This window comes from Gloeothece verrucosa PCC 7822 (assembly GCF_000147335.1).
GTDB classification, from domain to species: domain Bacteria; phylum Cyanobacteriota; class Cyanobacteriia; order Cyanobacteriales; family Microcystaceae; genus Gloeothece; species Gloeothece verrucosa.
This window is the reverse complement of the sequence record NC_014501.1, coordinates 4080329-4096241: the sequence shown is the minus strand read 5'-3', so window position 1 is coordinate 4096241 and position 15913 is coordinate 4080329. Positions and strand designations below refer to the sequence as shown.

Sequence of the window (15913 nt, the reverse complement as noted above, 5' to 3'; positions counted from 1 at the left end):
TAAGTCCCTATAAAGTTATAAAAACAAAAAGTAAAAAACTTGATAATGATAATGATCCAACCTCTAATTAGAACAAATTTACTAAAAAAAGAGGGTAGCTAAAAATCCCTCTGCATTGTATTAAGATAGGAGCCTTATATTTAAGAAAATTTTTCGCATCAATTTTAGCTGCTGTATCGCCCAGGAGCGAGAATATCATTTGGATCGAGCGATTTTTTGAGATTTTTTAGTAAATTTTGGTAGTTTTTTTCCGCTTGCTCCAATATCTGCATGGATTTAATCCCTAAGCGATAGGGATAGTATCCTGCTCCGCTTAGTTTTTCATTCAAGTCTTGATAACACTTGAGGGCTTGTTGATCTTCTCCTGCCACTTCTCGGTCATAGGTGATGGAAATCACACAGCTAAGACACCTTTCTGTGAGCATGGTCATGGCTATAATCGGCTCAAATTGGTAGTCTGTTAAAGTATCGTTAACAATTTCATAAATTTTAGCCGCATGTTGTCCATCTAGGGGAGCGATAGGAGAACACCACATCAACCCGCATTGGTCTAGATCAGGATTCATTTCTTGTGGTGGCGGGGATTTTTTGCGCCAATAGATACTGGCTATTTGTGTATCTGTGGGTATACCTTTCATCAACCCAAAGACCGGTTTAACAATTTTGATCAGTTCCGGTAAATTTAAACCTGTAAAGAGTTGGTAGGGTTTAGCTAACCATTGAACAATTTTTAGCGTTTGGTCGTCAAGAAATAGTAGCCGCCTAACTTTACCACGTAAGGCTTTCTTGATCAACTGCCGGGCAGCAGCAACTTGTTGTCGGCTTCCATAAAGTCCCCCGGAACCATTCCAAGCACCTAAATCCCAGGTTTGAGCAAAATAATCCATAACATCGGTAGGTAAGGGAGTTTTTCCTCGAGTTTCTTCCCAGGGATATTGGCGAATAGTCGATAAAACTTTGTAACTATTAGCAATATGAACAGCACTCTTAATCGTCCCGTTCAGGCGTAAAGGACGCAGGGCATTAATAAGTTCTGGGAGTTGTTCGTCTTTTTCTATACTGAAGTAAAAAGCTTGAAAATACTCAGGAGCAGGCATCAGCCAGAGGGTCATCTTAGTCACTATGCCCAAATTCGACTGAGTAAACAAACCATCTATATAAGGACCAATTCCCCAACGATATACCGAACCGGCTAAGGCATTAGGAAATCTGGTAAAACCGGTATGAATGCATTCTCCACTGGGAAGAACCACTTCTAAACCACAGACATTTGCAAAGCGATCACCATAAGGGGTATGTCCAAAGCCTCGTTCCATAATAGCGCCGATTAGACTACTATCAGCACTTGAACCGGTGCAATCCATCCACAGAGATGGAGCATTTTCTGTTAAAAATTGATAAAGTTGTTGCTGAGTGACCCCGGGTTCTACCGTGACATAGGCAAGCGATTGATTAAAATCTATGATACGGTTTAAGCGAGACAAATCCAACAAAGCGCATTTATCTTGTACCGGCACCCGCGAACCATATCCCCAATTTCTTCCTCGACTGATGGGATATATAGGAACTGAAAATTCATTGGCGATTTTTAAACATTGTTGAATTTCTTCTCGGTTGGCAGGGCATAAAATCGCTACTATTTGCTGTTGAGTTGGGAAAGTGGCTGTTTGAGCATTTTGGATGGCTTGGTTTTCAGTGAGCAGGTTTTCTGAACCGATTACTTGACTCCAAGCTTTAAGTATAAGATCGTAATCCATAGCTGGAAGGATTATTGGCTAGTTCGTCTTTTCATGTTATCGAAAATTTATAGTGTTTGCTTTATTGAGTTATTCCTTTAACCGATGCCACCAAAAATGGCACTGACTTTTAGGCGGTTTTCAACAACTGAAAGGACTCAGAATATGAAAGTTGAGGAATTTTTTCAGAAACTTTTTGAGGCAGATAAGGTAATGATTGACTGATCTGAGCGTGAATATGGTTATATAACTGACGAGTATCTGATTTCATGGAAGTCATGACTTCTTGCTGTTTGAGTAGGAAAGGGCCTCGTTTGCCATGAAATTCTACAAAATTTCCCATTTGATCACAAGGAATCCCAGACCATCTCAGATGTCGTTGTAAGCGTGCCTCCATTAGGGTAAAGGCATCAATTTTTAGTTGAACTGCTATACTGGTGCAAGCCAAATAAAGACTCATGGGAATTAGCGAAGCCGTGCGTTTTTCTTCAATGCCTTCTGGCGGTTGGGTGTTGAAGAATGATAAGCCACAAGAACTATTTTCTTCTCCTGCACGCCGGCGAAATTGAGAAATGACGGCTAGACGAGAAATTTCAAAAAAGTTGCGACGAGGCTGTTGGCTAAAATCAAAATTGTGTTGGCAAATATTTTCAAATGGAAAAGGAGCGTCGGGTTGGGTTGAATCCCCCAGTACGGCTCGAACACAGCCCATATAAGTTGAGGTAGGCTTATGCTTTAGTAAGATATGAATAGAGCGGTCATCGTATGGATCTCGCTCTTTTTGATCGGGAAAATTTTCTTCGGCTTCATAGTGAAGCTCTTGACAATAAACTTGATAACGTATTTTATAAACTTGTTCTTTTAAAAATTCCGTGTTGGCAACGGTAACCGAAAAGAAATTATCAAAATAATCCCCTAGATCAATATTACTATCCATAGTATTTATCTCCCCTAAAATCTCTAGTTAAGCCTTTGCTTACATTTAAATTTTTGCACATCAAAACTTTAAAGACTTCCGTGTAAATATTGATCTTTATTTTTTCTGATCGTTGCTATCTAAAACCCCTATTTTTGAAGTTTAAAATCTTTAAATTCAAGTAGAGATACTGAAAATCATTTAATTTGAATGGTTTTCGGATTTTTATTCAATTTATGCAAATTTAATGAGAAATAAAAAATAATTAATCTGTCCTTAATTTTGTTTTCAATAATTCTACGGTATGATAGAGAGTTTTCGTACAGAAATTACTGATCTTAATGCTCGGATTTAGACGATTTTTAGCTATTTTTAATGAGTAAAATCTAATTAATATTTTATTATTAATTAGAACAATTCAGTATAATCACTGATCTCTATGCGATCAGTAGAATTAGGGAGAGCCGACCCTTGACCTGCCGAACAACCGAGAGATCAATCTGACTTTATAGCAAGAGTAGCTCTTACACGCTTGCACCAAGGCTTGTGGTTAAAAGCTTACCGGGGAATGGCTGTAGCTCGAGAAAGCAGAAATCTTTTAATTTAAAAAAACATCCTACCCCAATGGTTTAAAGCCCCGATAGGTATTGATGGGGATACCCCACACCCTTGTTAATGTGATTAGGTTTGAGGTTTGAAAATTGTCCTAACCCAATTGGGCGGTTGCTATAAAAAAACCTCGAACAAAAGGGTCAAGGTTGACGGGGTGACAAGAAACTTGTAATTAAGGCAGGGTGTGGGGTGTGGGGGGTAGGGTGTGGGGAAAAAACTTCAATGATCGCTCGCTAACTTTATAGATCATTAGGGATTGTCGGGAGAAATGCGCGGTTTTTTTTGAATATTGAGTTAGAAAGAACGGCTCAGAAGGGATATTTTTCCCTACCCCCGACACCCTGCACCCTACCCCCAGTCTCCTCTTTAACCTTGTTGTCACCCCGTCAAGGGTCAAGGTTGAAGGAACGTTGACGGGACATCCTCTTCCCTTTTCCCCTTCTTCTCAAAGGCAATTTTTCCTCTGTCAAACTCAGGCGAGGATGAATTTAGTGTAAATTAAGAATTTTCTGAAGCCGCACTTGGTCTTCGGGTTTAGCACAAAAGCGGCCCCTTTCAAGGTCTCGAATCCAGCTTTGGCTTTTGCCAATCATTTGCGCTAATTCTCTTTGAGAAATGCCTTGACGTTTTCTGGCTGTCAAAATTTGTTCAGCAGAAAGTCGATGGGAAGTTTTAGATTTAGGGCTTTTGTTGATTCTTTGTTGCTTTTTACGCTCAAATTTAGCCAGTTGTTGCTCCCACTCTTGCGGCAGTTCAAATTCTAAAATCCTCGCTTGCATTAATAAATTCCATTTTCCCCGAGGCGCAGGATCAGTTAAACGCTGTTCCTGTGAGCCATCATTAATCCAAAAATCTATGGCATCCTCTGCATCCTCGGGAAGTTCCACTAATCTAGCCCATAAAGGCTGTATTTCGGGCGGATAAGTCACGGGATCAAAAACCGGTTGCAGTGTGTAGGAATTGAGAACCTCTAGGTTACTCTCAAATTTTTGGATCAGCCGCTTTCGTTGTTCTCGTTGTGTGGCGGCTTGAGTGACTTTCTCCTTTCCAAAAGCAATATTCATGAGGGTAGGAACCATGATGCTTTGTTTCCTTCCCATTTTGGCTTTAAATAACAACCATAGGATCATTCGCACAGATCCTTGATGTTGCTGCCAGATACTCATCACTGTATTAAGTAAAAATTTGGGTAGGATACCATATTGATAAAAAGCGGTACGCTGTTTATATCCTTGTTTGTTGAGAAAATATTTAGCCCAAAGACCTGCTCTAATTCTAAAGGTTAGACCGATTAAATGTTTACAGCCGTCCTTGTCTTCTTGAAAATGATGCTTGATTTCCAGTATATGCCAAATAAAATCTTCTTCTACCGTAAATCCCTTAATTTTTCCTTGTTGTGGCCACTCAATGGCTGTTGTAATTCGACAGGGTTGTTGAGCCAGAGTTTTAATTAAGGTGAGTTTAGCGGCTTTACTGAGGTCTTTACGCTTATCCAAGCCTAAATATCTCTCGAGTTGCTGATCGTCGATGACAAACTCTTGTTCCCAAGGTTTATCTAGAGTCGTGGCATAGGCGGCATAAATTAAATGTAAACAGGCAGAACGAATATCAATCGTTTCTAAATTACAACAATTCGATACATAATCGCAGTTAGAAACTGAATCTGACTCCAGATTATTAGTCAAGCAAAAAGTAATTTTTCCTCGTCCTTGTTTAACGGGTCGTTGATAGCATAATTTGCCATCTTGAGCAGGGTTCCAAGGAAGAATCGTGGTACTGGTTAACAGTTTGCAAGCTTCCCAAATAACCATCGAAGAAGCAAAGGTGTTGTTTTTTCCATTGGAAAAAAGATCCGGATTAGTAGCCACTCGCTCAACTGCTTTATATCTGCCTTTTTTGGCTTGTAGAGGAATTGGGCTACTGATAGGACATTGAACGACACACTGGGGTTCGCCGGAGTATTCATTACAGTCATTACAAAGACCTGATTCAATCCAATATCGCCCATCATCTACATGAATAGCTCCTGTAGGACACTGTGGCTGGCAAGTACCACAGCCGAAACAATTGTCAGGTATTGTATATGGCATAGGGCTTAATTTAGTGATAAATATACAGAGGTAATTTACAAGATAAGTGTCAATCCCATCGTTAACACCTCTTGCTAAAAACGCATTTAAATATGCAAATTAAGAATGCTCATTAATAACTTTTTTTGTTAGGATTTTGGAGCTTTACCCTAAATAATTAGAGCGTTTTTGTTAAAGATAAAAAAAATCTTTAACTGTCCTGATTAATAAATTTCTCATATAACTAAACCCCAATCAGTTCATTATAAGCATTTTCAATTTTTCTTAATAATATTTTTAATAATTTGTTTATTATAAACATTTATCTAGAATTTCAATAAGAAAAAGTACCTAAAATAACCGAAAAAAATGAGTAATTATAGTTTGTAGAAGTATGGTAAAATATATCAATAGCCATGAACATTATTGGTGATACTCCCTTAACTTTGACTTGCTCCCGATGAATTCTTATCATTCGGTACTCACACCCTTGGTTTTATAGCTACTCTATTTTTCAACCCTGATTCTAGTTGTTTTTACCTAGTTATTTAGCCGACAGAGTCTGATCACTTACTTTCTAGACTCTAGGATTTTCCCCAACGAAAAAATTTTTTAGCTTAATCAGATCGATCAAGGGTTGTAAGCTCTGTTAATCATTTAACTAGCTGGACATTCTTGCTAGTATACGGTGAGGTCACGAGTCAGTTGCTAGGGATATAACTTATCTAAAAAACTGCTCCTATACAAGTCAGAAGCAATTTACATTTATTTACTAAGCGCTCGGCGCATTGAAATTTAATATATTTAAAGAATATGTAAAGAAAGCAAAGGGTATTGATGGCGGCTACAGACCGGAGCGCACCCGCATCTACTCGACTAAATAATACATTTTTATTAATTTTCTCGAAATTTTTACATTTTTTAACGCAGAGGGCTTTATTTATGTCCAGGTACTTAGTTAATCTTACTTTTGTCCACTCCACCTACTTACTTTTACAGCCACTCTATAGTGGCTGCGTTGTGACAACGAAGAAGTCATAGATTTATGAACTTGTTGCAGATTGCGCTTGAGAACTTGTGGCAGACTCAGGATATAAACCTAATTGTTGAGCTAATTGTCGGGCAACATGAAATAAAAATTTAGCTCCATCTGGGTTACTTTCATGAGCCATCATCGTTCCTACTTGTACTAAAGCTTGAACTAACCCTTGATCAATTAACTCAGCATTAGCATCTAAAACTTCAGGTTCTTGCCCATTAGGACAACGAAGAAGTTGATCAATTAAATTAAAATATTGTTCTTGACGTGAGGATGCCATGACTTTATTTTTCATTCATAATTGGTAAAACCACACTATCATTTTAAGTAGGCAAGTTTAGTAATAATTTTTACAATAACTTAGGACTTAACAGCGAGTATGACTAAAGACTAATGACTAATGACTAATGACTAAAGATTAATGACTAATGACTAATTAATCATCTTCATCAGGTGAGTGAGTTAAGACATCAAAGACGGTAGAAGCACAAGATTCTCTATTTTCATCAATGGCTTTAACTCGTGTGGTGATCATTTTAGCTTCCTCAATTCGGCCAATTTTAGCTAATAGAAAACCCTTAGCCGCATAAGCATTTAAATAGAGCCTAATGAGAGAATCATCTTTTTGTGTAAGCAGAATAGATTGAAGTTGTTCCCACGCTTGGGGTAAATTTTTACGTTGTTGGACTATCTCTAAAACTTTTTCCGAAATTCCGAGAGCAATATCTGTTTTGCCCTTATAGAAAAAGAAACGATAAGCACCAATTAAAACATCAAGATTATTGGGTGCTAAGGCCAGAGCTTCGTTAATGTATTGCTCTGATAAGACTGTATTTTCCCAGTTTTGTGAAGCTAACTGTAATTTTATCTTAACATCCTGAGATATATCAGAGCCAGAGAAATTTTCTTCAGCCGCTAGGGAATTGCTACTCATATTGTGGGAAATCAAATAAAAAAAGGGTCTTGGGTTATGTACTGATTGAGGCTCTTAATTAATGCTATAAATCCCGGGTCGAGGAAAAGAATTAACCTTTTTTAATGAAAGTCAATATCTCCTCTTTATAACAGTCTTAAGAGACAATTAGAATTTCATAACCCAGCCCGCTAGTCAGTGACGAAGAAATCAAATCTAACTAAGAGGAAACTCTAGGCTGGTAGAGGTTCATGAGTATAGCAATTTTTGGGGCATAAACGCGCACAAGCTTCACAACCAATACATTGAGCTTGGTTAAAAATGGTCATAACTTGACGCTCAATTTCGTCGTCTTCTGCATCTTCTACAAATTCTCCATCTTCGTTCATTCCCATTAATTTCAAGACATTCTGACCACAAGCTTTAAAACATCGTCCGCAACCAATACATTTACTAGCATCAATTGCTGTAACGAATTTAGGAATCCAATCGAGTTTACCAAATGTTAGACCTGATAAAGTTGACATAAGTGTTCTCCTTGGAGATGGTTTTTGTTTGGCTTTAGACCATTCATATAACTATTTTAATAATATTATTTATCGATTGCGTGAATTTTTTTAAAAAAACAAAACAAGAAAAAAATAATTAAAAATTTTCCCGGAATAATCGCTATACTAAAACACAAAAGCAGAGCAATAACAGCCGTACTGATGGCCGCTATTTGATGAACTTGATCTTGATCATTAGACACAATCCAAGCTGTCACAAAAACAATCAATAACAAAAGAAAGTAAACAGCAAGCATAGAAGAGTCCTTAATCAGAAAAAACCTGTGTAGAAACCCAATATAGCTCTAGCCATAAACGCGGATTGTCTTGTTTAATTTGTGACAAAGGGTCTCGAATGATCCGATCTGCATTGACATAAACAATATCAATTAACCCCATGTTTTCTGCTACTTCCTTCAAGGCATCTTGTTGATTTTGAAGCTCAAAGAACTTTTGTTTAGGATAATAAATGCCCAAGTAATAGGAAGATTTTCGCAGTTTTTTTACATAGTATTCAAGAACTCTGACATAGCAATACTGTAAAACTTTACCGGTTTCTGGGTAGTATTGATCGATCAGCTTAACAAATTCGGCGGCTAAGTATTCTTGTAACATTAGAGTCCTCAAAAAAGAGAAACTAGAGAAGTTTTGAGAGAATTTCAGCTTTAATACAAAAGTGTTTCAGCTTGAGGCATTTTTTATTGAAAGTTTCTGAAGAATATAAGTAACTTTTTTCACAGCTATCCTTTTTGTCTACCATAACTTTAATGGGGCAGGCATCATTAATTTTATTGCAGAACATAGGATTAGAACCCGAAAGCTTGACAGTACGATTATTTTTTTTGGATAATTCTAAATCTTGCTCATAAAGAAAATCCTGATAATCAGCAAAATCATCAATTCCTATCATCCCTAGCCAAACTTCCCCCACCGCCCAAAACACAAGCTTAAAAAGAAACTTTCTATTCAATACTCTACGTAAGATAGAGTCTTGAGGATGATTGATAACTTTCATAGACTTTAATATAGCTAGTCCAACTGTCAAACTTAATAAGTCAATTAGGATAAGAAGCCGCTCCTGTAATACCCCTTCTCATGCTCAAAACTACATATTAGAAATTTGGTGTAAATACAGGATACGACTTCAAAGTTTACCGGAGAGATAAAAATTAATTTTTAGACCAAGTAAGCTTCTTGATGAGTTCTAATCGTACAATCGGAACGAGGATAAGCACTACAAAGAAGAACGAATCCTTTTCCAACTTGTTCTTCATCTAAGAAACTTTGCTCAGACTGATCAATTTCTCCGGCTTCAATTCTGCCGGCGCAACTCGAACAAGCACCAGCTTTACAGGAAGAGGGTAAATCAATTCCTTCTTCTATTGCCGCATCAAAAATGGTAGTATCTTCATCTACTGTAATAGTCACATCCATTTCAGGCGGTTTTTTCTTGCTGCCTTTGATAAGACGAACTTGATAAGTAGCCATAATAGTGTTCTCCGTTGTTGATAAGAAAAAAACAAAAACTTAACTACAAGACACTCCGGCAGGAGTGCATTCTCCGGCTGAAAAAGACTTGCCACACCCGCAGGTACTGGTAGCATTAGGATTCTTGAAGGTAAAGCCTGCTTGGGTTAAACTTTCCACAAAATCTATGACAATTCCCTCTAATAAAGGGGCGCTTTTAGGATCAACATAGATTTGCATTTTATCTTGTTCAAAAATTAAATCTTCAGGATTGGGTTGCCCGACAATTTCTAAGGAATATTCGTAACCACTACATCCTCCATCGATGACTCCTACTCGAATTCCTTTTTGATAAGAAGTGCCTGATTCTGTCGTACCCCGTAAAAAAGTGCGAAGTCTAAATGCCGCTTTGTCTGTGAAGGAAACTGTCATGGAAACCTCCGTAAATCGAGATCTGAAAGATGAGTGCGTTAATAAGGGGCTAATTTATGGATGATTCACACTGAAATTGACAGATTTGTTTTGGTATTGACTAAATTCAGTGTTTGGTTAATTTTTTGTTGAGTAATCTTGCTACAGATGGGACAATTGGGGTCATGATAGGGACGATGTTTAGCAAAATGTAAACTGCCTAATTCCATCGTCAGGAGTTTTCCGTATAAGGGTTGTCCCAAACCGGTGATGACTTTGATGACTTCTAGGGCGGCTAAAGTGGCAAGGGTTCCCGAAACCGCGCCCAGAACACCAAACCCCCAACGGTCCCATTCAGGTTTTTCTGGAAAAATGCAAGATAAACAAGGAGTTTTACCCGGGATAATGGTAGTTAGATAAGCTTCCATTTCATTCATAGCCGCTTCTACCATCGGTTTATCCCACCTGACACAAGCTTCATTTAATAAATCGCGTTCCTCAAAATTAAAAGCGCAGTCTATGGCAATATCGGCTCCTCGAACCAAAATATCCACATTGTCAGGGGTAACGTATTCAGGTATAGCCTCGATTTGCACATCTGGATTAATTTTGCTGAGAGTTTCTTTGGCTTTGAGAACTCTTGGCTTTCCTACCCAGTCATCCGTCATCAAAATTTGACGATTCATATCATCGAGGCGTAGGTTTCCACCGCGAACCAGAATTAATTTTCCGATTCCTGCCACCGCCAGATAGAGGGCGACTGTACCTCCTAGTCCTCCTACTCCCGTCACGAGGGCGGTAGTGGACTTGAGTTTTTTCTGTCCTTCCTCACCCAAACCCGGTAACATGATTTGTCGCTGATAACGCTCTATTTCGGTCGGTGTAAGTTCCATCACGTTTATTTGACTCCTGCGTCCTTGGTAAGATCTTTGAGGAAAACTACATCTTTGGGTTTTTCTTGAAAGACTTTAAACAGTTTTGTTTCTACAGGGCTGGAAGTTTTAAAGAGTTCGTAAGCTTCTGCAAAGGCTTCACCATATTTGCTTAATTTTTCTGTTTCACTCAGGTCAGGAAACGCTTGGTCAACTTCTTCAATTAAAAGAGAAAATTGCTTGAGGATATGCAGGCGATTGACATTGACAAATGTCTGATCATAACTAATCCCAAAAAATTGTAAGTAGTCTTCAGTATCGGTTAAGCTTTTGAAATCAGCAAAGGTTTGAGTAGCCGGAGTAGTCATTTGAGTTGTTTCTCCCATTGTTTGAGTTGTTTATTTAATTGATCTAACTCACGAAAAATCTCGTAAGTTTTGCTGGCTTGCTCCACGAGTTTTTCATAATCAGTGGGCAATCCTTCCGCCAAATCATGAAGATCCATCTTCATTTGACCCGCTTTGCTATTTAGCCGCCGAATGGTGTTTTTTAGTTCGGTTACAGCTTCAGGAGTTGGACTTTTATCACTTAGTTGAACCATAATCTCTTCTTGTAGGCTGCGATATTGAGCGCATCCTGATAAGGTTTAAAGGTTAGCGACTTCAGGAAAACGTTGAATTAATTCGATTCCATTTTCAACCAATTTTTCTCCATCGGCCGCTAATTTTTCTAGAGATTCAAAACCGAAGCGATGAGCATCTCTGACTGTCCGACAAACCACCATTAAGCGGCCACTCCAAATTAAAGACCAACCAAAACCTTCATGGCTTATATCCAGGACAACTTGACATAATTTTCCAGTTTCTTTTTCAATACTAGCAGCGATAGCCCGATAGAATGATAAGATTCTTAATTGGGTTGCTGGATCGACATCTCCGTTAACCGGAATTTCCCGCTTTCTCTTCTTACTGACAATAAAATTAGCGAGAACTAATCTATCTTCCCAAGTACGAAAAACGCCATAATGATCTTGGGCACGTATTTGCTGAGCCAATTCTTTAAGAAAGGCATTTTCAGCAATAAAAAGAGCATCGGCTTCTGGATTAGTGCTTGTGGCTGTTGTCATGGATTTCACCCTAAGTTTATTAGTGATAAATTAACTGAACTTTGAGCAGTTAACAGTTATCCTTTTTGGAGTTTTTGTGAGCAGTTAACAGTAATAAACGGTATTTTTGGGTATTGTTACAGATATTGTAAGCAATATTTTTTCGGTTAACTGTTCACTGTTAACGGTTAACTGTTAACTAATTCTTCCTCTTCTTCAAATACGAATTGCTTATTTTCTTGTTGCAGAGCTTTCCGTAGCCAAGGGGGAGGATTTCCTTTCAATTGCTTGACTAAATTGGTGAGAATATCGGTAATTTTATCCGTCTCACTATTAGCCTTAATGGGGGTAACTTTTTTGCGAATTAAACGGGCTGCTGCGCTACCGCCAATGGCCGAAACATAAACGATAATACAATCGGTTAGAGCTTCGATTTTAGGAACTAATTTATCTTCATTCCCATCCTCTTTTAAATCTCCACTAAAATGAAGAGTCTCTAAAAAATTATAACCCTCGGTATTCACTTCGTAAAGATCAATTTTTTTCGCCCATCCAAAGTGAGCATTAACATGAATATTATCACTGGTGGTGAAAGCAACTTTCATGGTATTTCTCCTTAAAGATAGCTTAACAAAATTTAGGCTAAAAAAACTGATGGACTCTAGCTACAGCATACTGAATTAACTGTTCTCCAGTATTAATGAGCTTTTCTAGGGAATCAAACCCAAAAGAACTCACTCGTTCTAAAAGTTCATAAACCACTAATAAATTTCCACAACAAATCAAAGCTGAACTAGAACCTTGAGGACTTAAATTAATAAAAGTTTCAGGCAATCGTCCGGTTTTTTTCTCAATCTCTATGGCAACAGTATGATAAAAAGCACAAACTCGTAAATAAGATAAAGAGGAGTCTACCTGGCTATTTATCGCTCGATTTTTTTCCCGAATAGGAGACAAAATTAAAGAATTTAATAGCAACTCATTCGACCAATTTTCATAACATCCAGAGGTATCATGAAGTCGAAACTGTCTGAGCAACTCATCCACAAAAGGATGTTCTCGGGATAGGCTTTGCGCTAGAGAAAGAGTAGCACCGGACTGCATTTTTCATTAACTCCTAGAAAATCTTTTCAAGGTCTGTATAGGTGTGGAATCCTGAAAAAAACTTAATGGGCCGCTTCTTGTTCTTGCAACAGGTTACCAATATCGAACAACATAGAAACGGTACCCCGATAACCGACTAAACACCGTTGTCCATTTCCCAGGCGATCAAAAATGGGGAAACCCATACGATACAAAGGAACGCCAAGTCGCTGACTAATCCCCTTACCATGAGAATTGGTAATAATCAAATCAGCCCCCACTGACAAATCCTCCAAATCTTGTAAATCCCCAATCAGCACTTTTTCAACTGGCAAATCATACAATAAAGGCGATTTAGTCGTGGTGACAGCCGCTCCGATCACGGCTCCCATTTCTTTGAGCAACCAACTGGTAGAATAAAGTAAGTCCGGCTCTAGGGCCAAACAGATACGCTTACCACCAAAATAAAAATGACTATCGAGGATAGCATCCTGTAACTGTTTGCGTTGACGATGAAATTGGTCCGGCACAAACGGCGTACAGATAAAATGCGGGTCACAATAATTAAGGGCCATCTGGGATAACCGCATAATAAAGTTATCCATCGCCTCTAATCCGGTCAGCCTAGGAAACACCTCAAAAGGAGTCCCAAACCGCTTTTGTAGGATTTCCGCCGCGCCCCGCATACTCTCGCCAATGGCCAAAGTAAAAGTAGAACGTTCCAAGCGCTTCAAATCCGTCAACGAAGTCCCACCAGAAGTCACCGAATAATACTCGTCTTCTAAGTGTCCATCCACTGAACCCGATAAATCCGGCACCACAAGGGGAGTAATGCCAAAAGATTCGACGATTTCTTTAATTTCCTCTACATCCCCAGGCGAGAGCATTGGCCCAGCTAAGACCGTAATAAGCGGCTTAGAATGAACTGAAGGCGGCAACCCTTCCTCCGGCACATAGTGCCCATAATTGGTGGATACTATCTGCTCGACGGCGGCTGCGTAGCCATCCTGCATTGCCCCCTTATAATCAGGCGTAGAGACTAAGATAATCGGAAAGTTTTTTAACTGAGGGTTACGTTGACGAATACTTTTGAGGATGCCTTTCATATCATCCCCCCGAGTCTCGGTTAAACCTGTGGTTAATAAGCCGATAATGTCGGGTTTGGCTTTTTCTAAGAGGGTTAAGATGGCTTGTTCAACATTTTCCTCTCCCCCTAAAATGGTAGTGACTTCTGTCATGGCGGTAGTGGCCATGGGAATAGCTTCCCGGAAATGACGCACTAATAACACTTTGGCAAAGGCGGTACAACCTTGGGAACCATGAAACAGGGGCATCATTCCTTTTAACCCCAGAAAGGCTAAAGCCGCTCCTAAAGGTTGACTCTGTTTGAGGGGGTTAACGCTAACAGCTTTTTTCGGATCTAGTACGGTAGTCATCTTTCTCGTTATTAGTCTTACGTCATTAGTAGGAGGGCAGATTCAAGCCCCCATTGTCATTAGCTATTGACTATTGACTATTGACTTAGTGGATATAGTGGGCCAGTGTAGGATTATGATGTGCTAAATCCCAGGGAGCGGGTTTACGCACTTGTTCCCAGATTGGACTATGTAGCGCTTCGTCTAATTCTCTGGCCATCTCTACCAACCCTACATATCCCGCATAAGGATGATGCCGCTCTTGATTGATATCTAAAAAGGGTATTTTCGCTTTTAAAGCGGTGTACTGATTTCTACCCCCCGCCACCAACAAATCCGCTCCGGTTCTCTCGACGACTTTTAGAATTTCGGCAGCACTGCCTTTTTCTAACATAATCCCATCAGCACCCAAAAGGGTTTTTATCCTAGCAATATCTTCTTCTGTACTCTTTTTCGTGCTGGTGGCCACCACTTCCATGCCTAAATCTTGCGCGGCAGAAATAATCGACCAACTTTTTACACCACCGGTATACAGCACCATTTTTTTACCTTTTAGCCGCTCTCGATAGGGCGCTAAAACGATATCTAATTTAGCCGTTTCATCAGCAATTAATCGCTCTACTCGCTCCTGTAATTGGGCATCTCCTAAAGAAGCGGCAACATTTCTCAAGCAGCGATTCATATCCGCAATGCCGTAGAAGGATTCCTCGATGTAGGGAATATTATATTTTTCCTTCATTTTTTGGGCCATATTAATCAGCGCTTTCGAGCAAATCATCACATTTAATTTAGCCCGATGAGCCTGACAAACTTCGGCAAAACGAGCATCACCGGTAATTTTTGCTAATACCCGAATGCCCAATCTTTCAAATAACGGCAAAACCCCCCACATTTCCCCAGCGACATTGTATTCGCCAATTAAATTAATATCATAAGGAGTGGTATATTCTGGCTCTTTTGTGCCTACGACATACTCTAATAGAGCCTCTCCTCCTAAACGGTTGCCTAAATTTTTACTGCCGACAAATCCGGGAGAGTTAACCGGAATGACAGGGATTTTATATTTGTTTGCGACGGCTTCACAAACTACATCGATATCATCCCCGATCAAGGCTGTGACACAGGTAGAATAGACAAAAACAGCAGCCGGTTTGTAGCGTTTGACTACTTCGACGATGGCTTTATATAACTTTTTTTCGCCACCAAAAATAACATCATTTTCCGATACATCGGTGGTAAAACCCATTTTATAGGTAGTTGGACCACTAGAAAGGCTACCCCGGCTACCCCAGGAATTACCCGCACAAGCAATAGGTCCGTGTACTAAATGGGCTGCATCGGTAATGGGAACTAGAGCAATAGAAGCCCCATCAAAAGCACAACCGCCTTGAGCCGCTCCTGGTTGAGCTTGTTGTTTACAAGCTTTATTTTTTTGTGATTCTTTCTTATGGTTGTGTTCACAACCCGGTTGATCAAGCAGTTCGGCGATTTTGCCTTTTGTTATCTTCATGATGTCTTGCTTTAAAAAGTCTCTTGAGGAGTTAATTAGGGGGGGGGTTGGCGGTATTAATTGCCAAAAATATCATGTTTTAAATTTAAAAAATTAGCGATTCAATGCTTTGATACAATCTGCTCCGCAGCGCCGAAGGCTCCCAGAGAATCAGGAATAGGAAATAGGGAACGTTGATCAAGATATTTCTGTTCCCTGTTCCCCGTTCCCTGTTTCT

At 39.3% G+C, this 15913-nt stretch carries 19 protein-coding genes; all 19 read right to left on the bottom strand.

Annotated features, from left to right (window positions below; genetic code table 11):
* Positions 1-164: 164 nt before the first annotated feature.
* Positions 165-1757: an FAD-binding oxidoreductase gene (locus CYAN7822_RS18085; RefSeq protein ID WP_013323702.1), complete on the bottom strand. Its 1593-nt coding sequence runs from the start codon at positions 1755-1757 to the stop codon at positions 165-167.
* Between the two features lie 109 nt (positions 1758-1866).
* Positions 1867-2673, bottom strand: coding sequence for a PEP-CTERM/exosortase system-associated acyltransferase (locus CYAN7822_RS18080; protein ID WP_013323701.1), 807 nt, complete (start codon positions 2671-2673; stop codon positions 1867-1869).
* A gap of 1079 nt (positions 2674-3752) precedes the next feature.
* The gene (locus CYAN7822_RS18075; protein ID WP_013323700.1) at positions 3753-5354 is read right to left on the bottom strand and encodes a helix-turn-helix domain-containing protein; all 1602 of its coding nucleotides are present in this window, start codon (positions 5352-5354) and stop codon (positions 3753-3755) included.
* 1022 nt (positions 5355-6376) lie between these two features.
* Positions 6377-6652, bottom strand: a complete 276-nt coding sequence (locus CYAN7822_RS18065) for a hypothetical protein (protein WP_041933826.1) — start codon at positions 6650-6652, stop codon at positions 6377-6379.
* Between the two features lie 156 nt (positions 6653-6808).
* On the bottom strand, positions 6809-7306 hold the full coding sequence (locus CYAN7822_RS18060; protein WP_013323698.1) for a hypothetical protein: 498 nt from the start codon (positions 7304-7306) through the stop codon (positions 6809-6811).
* Positions 7307-7518: 212 nt separating this feature from the next.
* Positions 7519-7812, bottom strand: coding sequence for a ferredoxin III, nif-specific (fdxB, locus tag CYAN7822_RS18055; RefSeq protein WP_013323697.1), 294 nt, complete (start codon positions 7810-7812; stop codon positions 7519-7521).
* 65 nt (positions 7813-7877) lie between these two features.
* Positions 7878-8090, bottom strand: a complete 213-nt coding sequence (locus CYAN7822_RS18050) for a hypothetical protein (RefSeq protein WP_013323696.1) — start codon at positions 8088-8090, stop codon at positions 7878-7880.
* Positions 8091-8100: 10 nt separating this feature from the next.
* On the bottom strand, positions 8101-8448 hold the full coding sequence (locus CYAN7822_RS18045; protein WP_013323695.1) for a hypothetical protein: 348 nt from the start codon (positions 8446-8448) through the stop codon (positions 8101-8103).
* 22 nt (positions 8449-8470) lie between these two features.
* The gene (locus tag CYAN7822_RS18040) at positions 8471-8848 is read right to left on the bottom strand and encodes a hypothetical protein (RefSeq protein WP_013323694.1); all 378 of its coding nucleotides are present in this window, start codon (positions 8846-8848) and stop codon (positions 8471-8473) included.
* 161 nt (positions 8849-9009) lie between these two features.
* A complete protein-coding gene (locus tag CYAN7822_RS18035; RefSeq protein ID WP_013323693.1) occupies positions 9010-9321 on the bottom strand; it encodes a 2Fe-2S iron-sulfur cluster-binding protein in 312 nt (103 codons plus the stop codon).
* Between the two features lie 39 nt (positions 9322-9360).
* Positions 9361-9732 carry an iron-sulfur cluster assembly accessory protein gene (locus CYAN7822_RS18030; RefSeq protein ID WP_013323692.1) on the bottom strand — a complete coding sequence of 124 codons (372 nt, stop codon included), beginning with the start codon at positions 9730-9732 and terminating at the stop codon, positions 9361-9363.
* 65 nt (positions 9733-9797) lie between these two features.
* The gene (locus CYAN7822_RS18025) at positions 9798-10604 is read right to left on the bottom strand and encodes a HesA/MoeB/ThiF family protein (RefSeq protein ID WP_013323691.1); all 807 of its coding nucleotides are present in this window, start codon (positions 10602-10604) and stop codon (positions 9798-9800) included.
* A 5-nt stretch (positions 10605-10609) separates the two neighbouring features.
* Positions 10610-10969, bottom strand: a complete 360-nt coding sequence (gene nifW / locus CYAN7822_RS18020; protein WP_013323690.1) for a nitrogenase-stabilizing/protective protein NifW — start codon at positions 10967-10969, stop codon at positions 10610-10612.
* A complete protein-coding gene (locus tag CYAN7822_RS18015; protein WP_013323689.1) occupies positions 10948-11184 on the bottom strand; it encodes a CCE_0567 family metalloprotein in 237 nt (78 codons plus the stop codon). Before CYAN7822_RS18015 ends, nifW begins: the two co-directional genes overlap by 22 nt.
* Before the next feature lie 45 nt (positions 11185-11229).
* On the bottom strand, positions 11230-11709 hold the full coding sequence (locus tag CYAN7822_RS18010; RefSeq protein WP_013323688.1) for a NifX-associated nitrogen fixation protein: 480 nt from the start codon (positions 11707-11709) through the stop codon (positions 11230-11232).
* A gap of 167 nt (positions 11710-11876) precedes the next feature.
* On the bottom strand, positions 11877-12293 hold the full coding sequence (gene nifX, locus CYAN7822_RS18005; protein ID WP_013323687.1) for a nitrogen fixation protein NifX: 417 nt from the start codon (positions 12291-12293) through the stop codon (positions 11877-11879).
* 37 nt (positions 12294-12330) lie between these two features.
* Positions 12331-12792, bottom strand: coding sequence for a NifX-associated nitrogen fixation protein (locus CYAN7822_RS18000; protein WP_013323686.1), 462 nt, complete (start codon positions 12790-12792; stop codon positions 12331-12333).
* Between the two features lie 62 nt (positions 12793-12854).
* Positions 12855-14207, bottom strand: a complete 1353-nt coding sequence (nifN, locus tag CYAN7822_RS17995) for a nitrogenase iron-molybdenum cofactor biosynthesis protein NifN (protein WP_013323685.1) — start codon at positions 14205-14207, stop codon at positions 12855-12857.
* A gap of 85 nt (positions 14208-14292) precedes the next feature.
* Positions 14293-15696, bottom strand: coding sequence for a nitrogenase iron-molybdenum cofactor biosynthesis protein NifE (nifE, locus tag CYAN7822_RS17990; RefSeq protein WP_013323684.1), 1404 nt, complete (start codon positions 15694-15696; stop codon positions 14293-14295).
* Between the last annotated feature and the right edge of the window lie 217 nt (positions 15697-15913).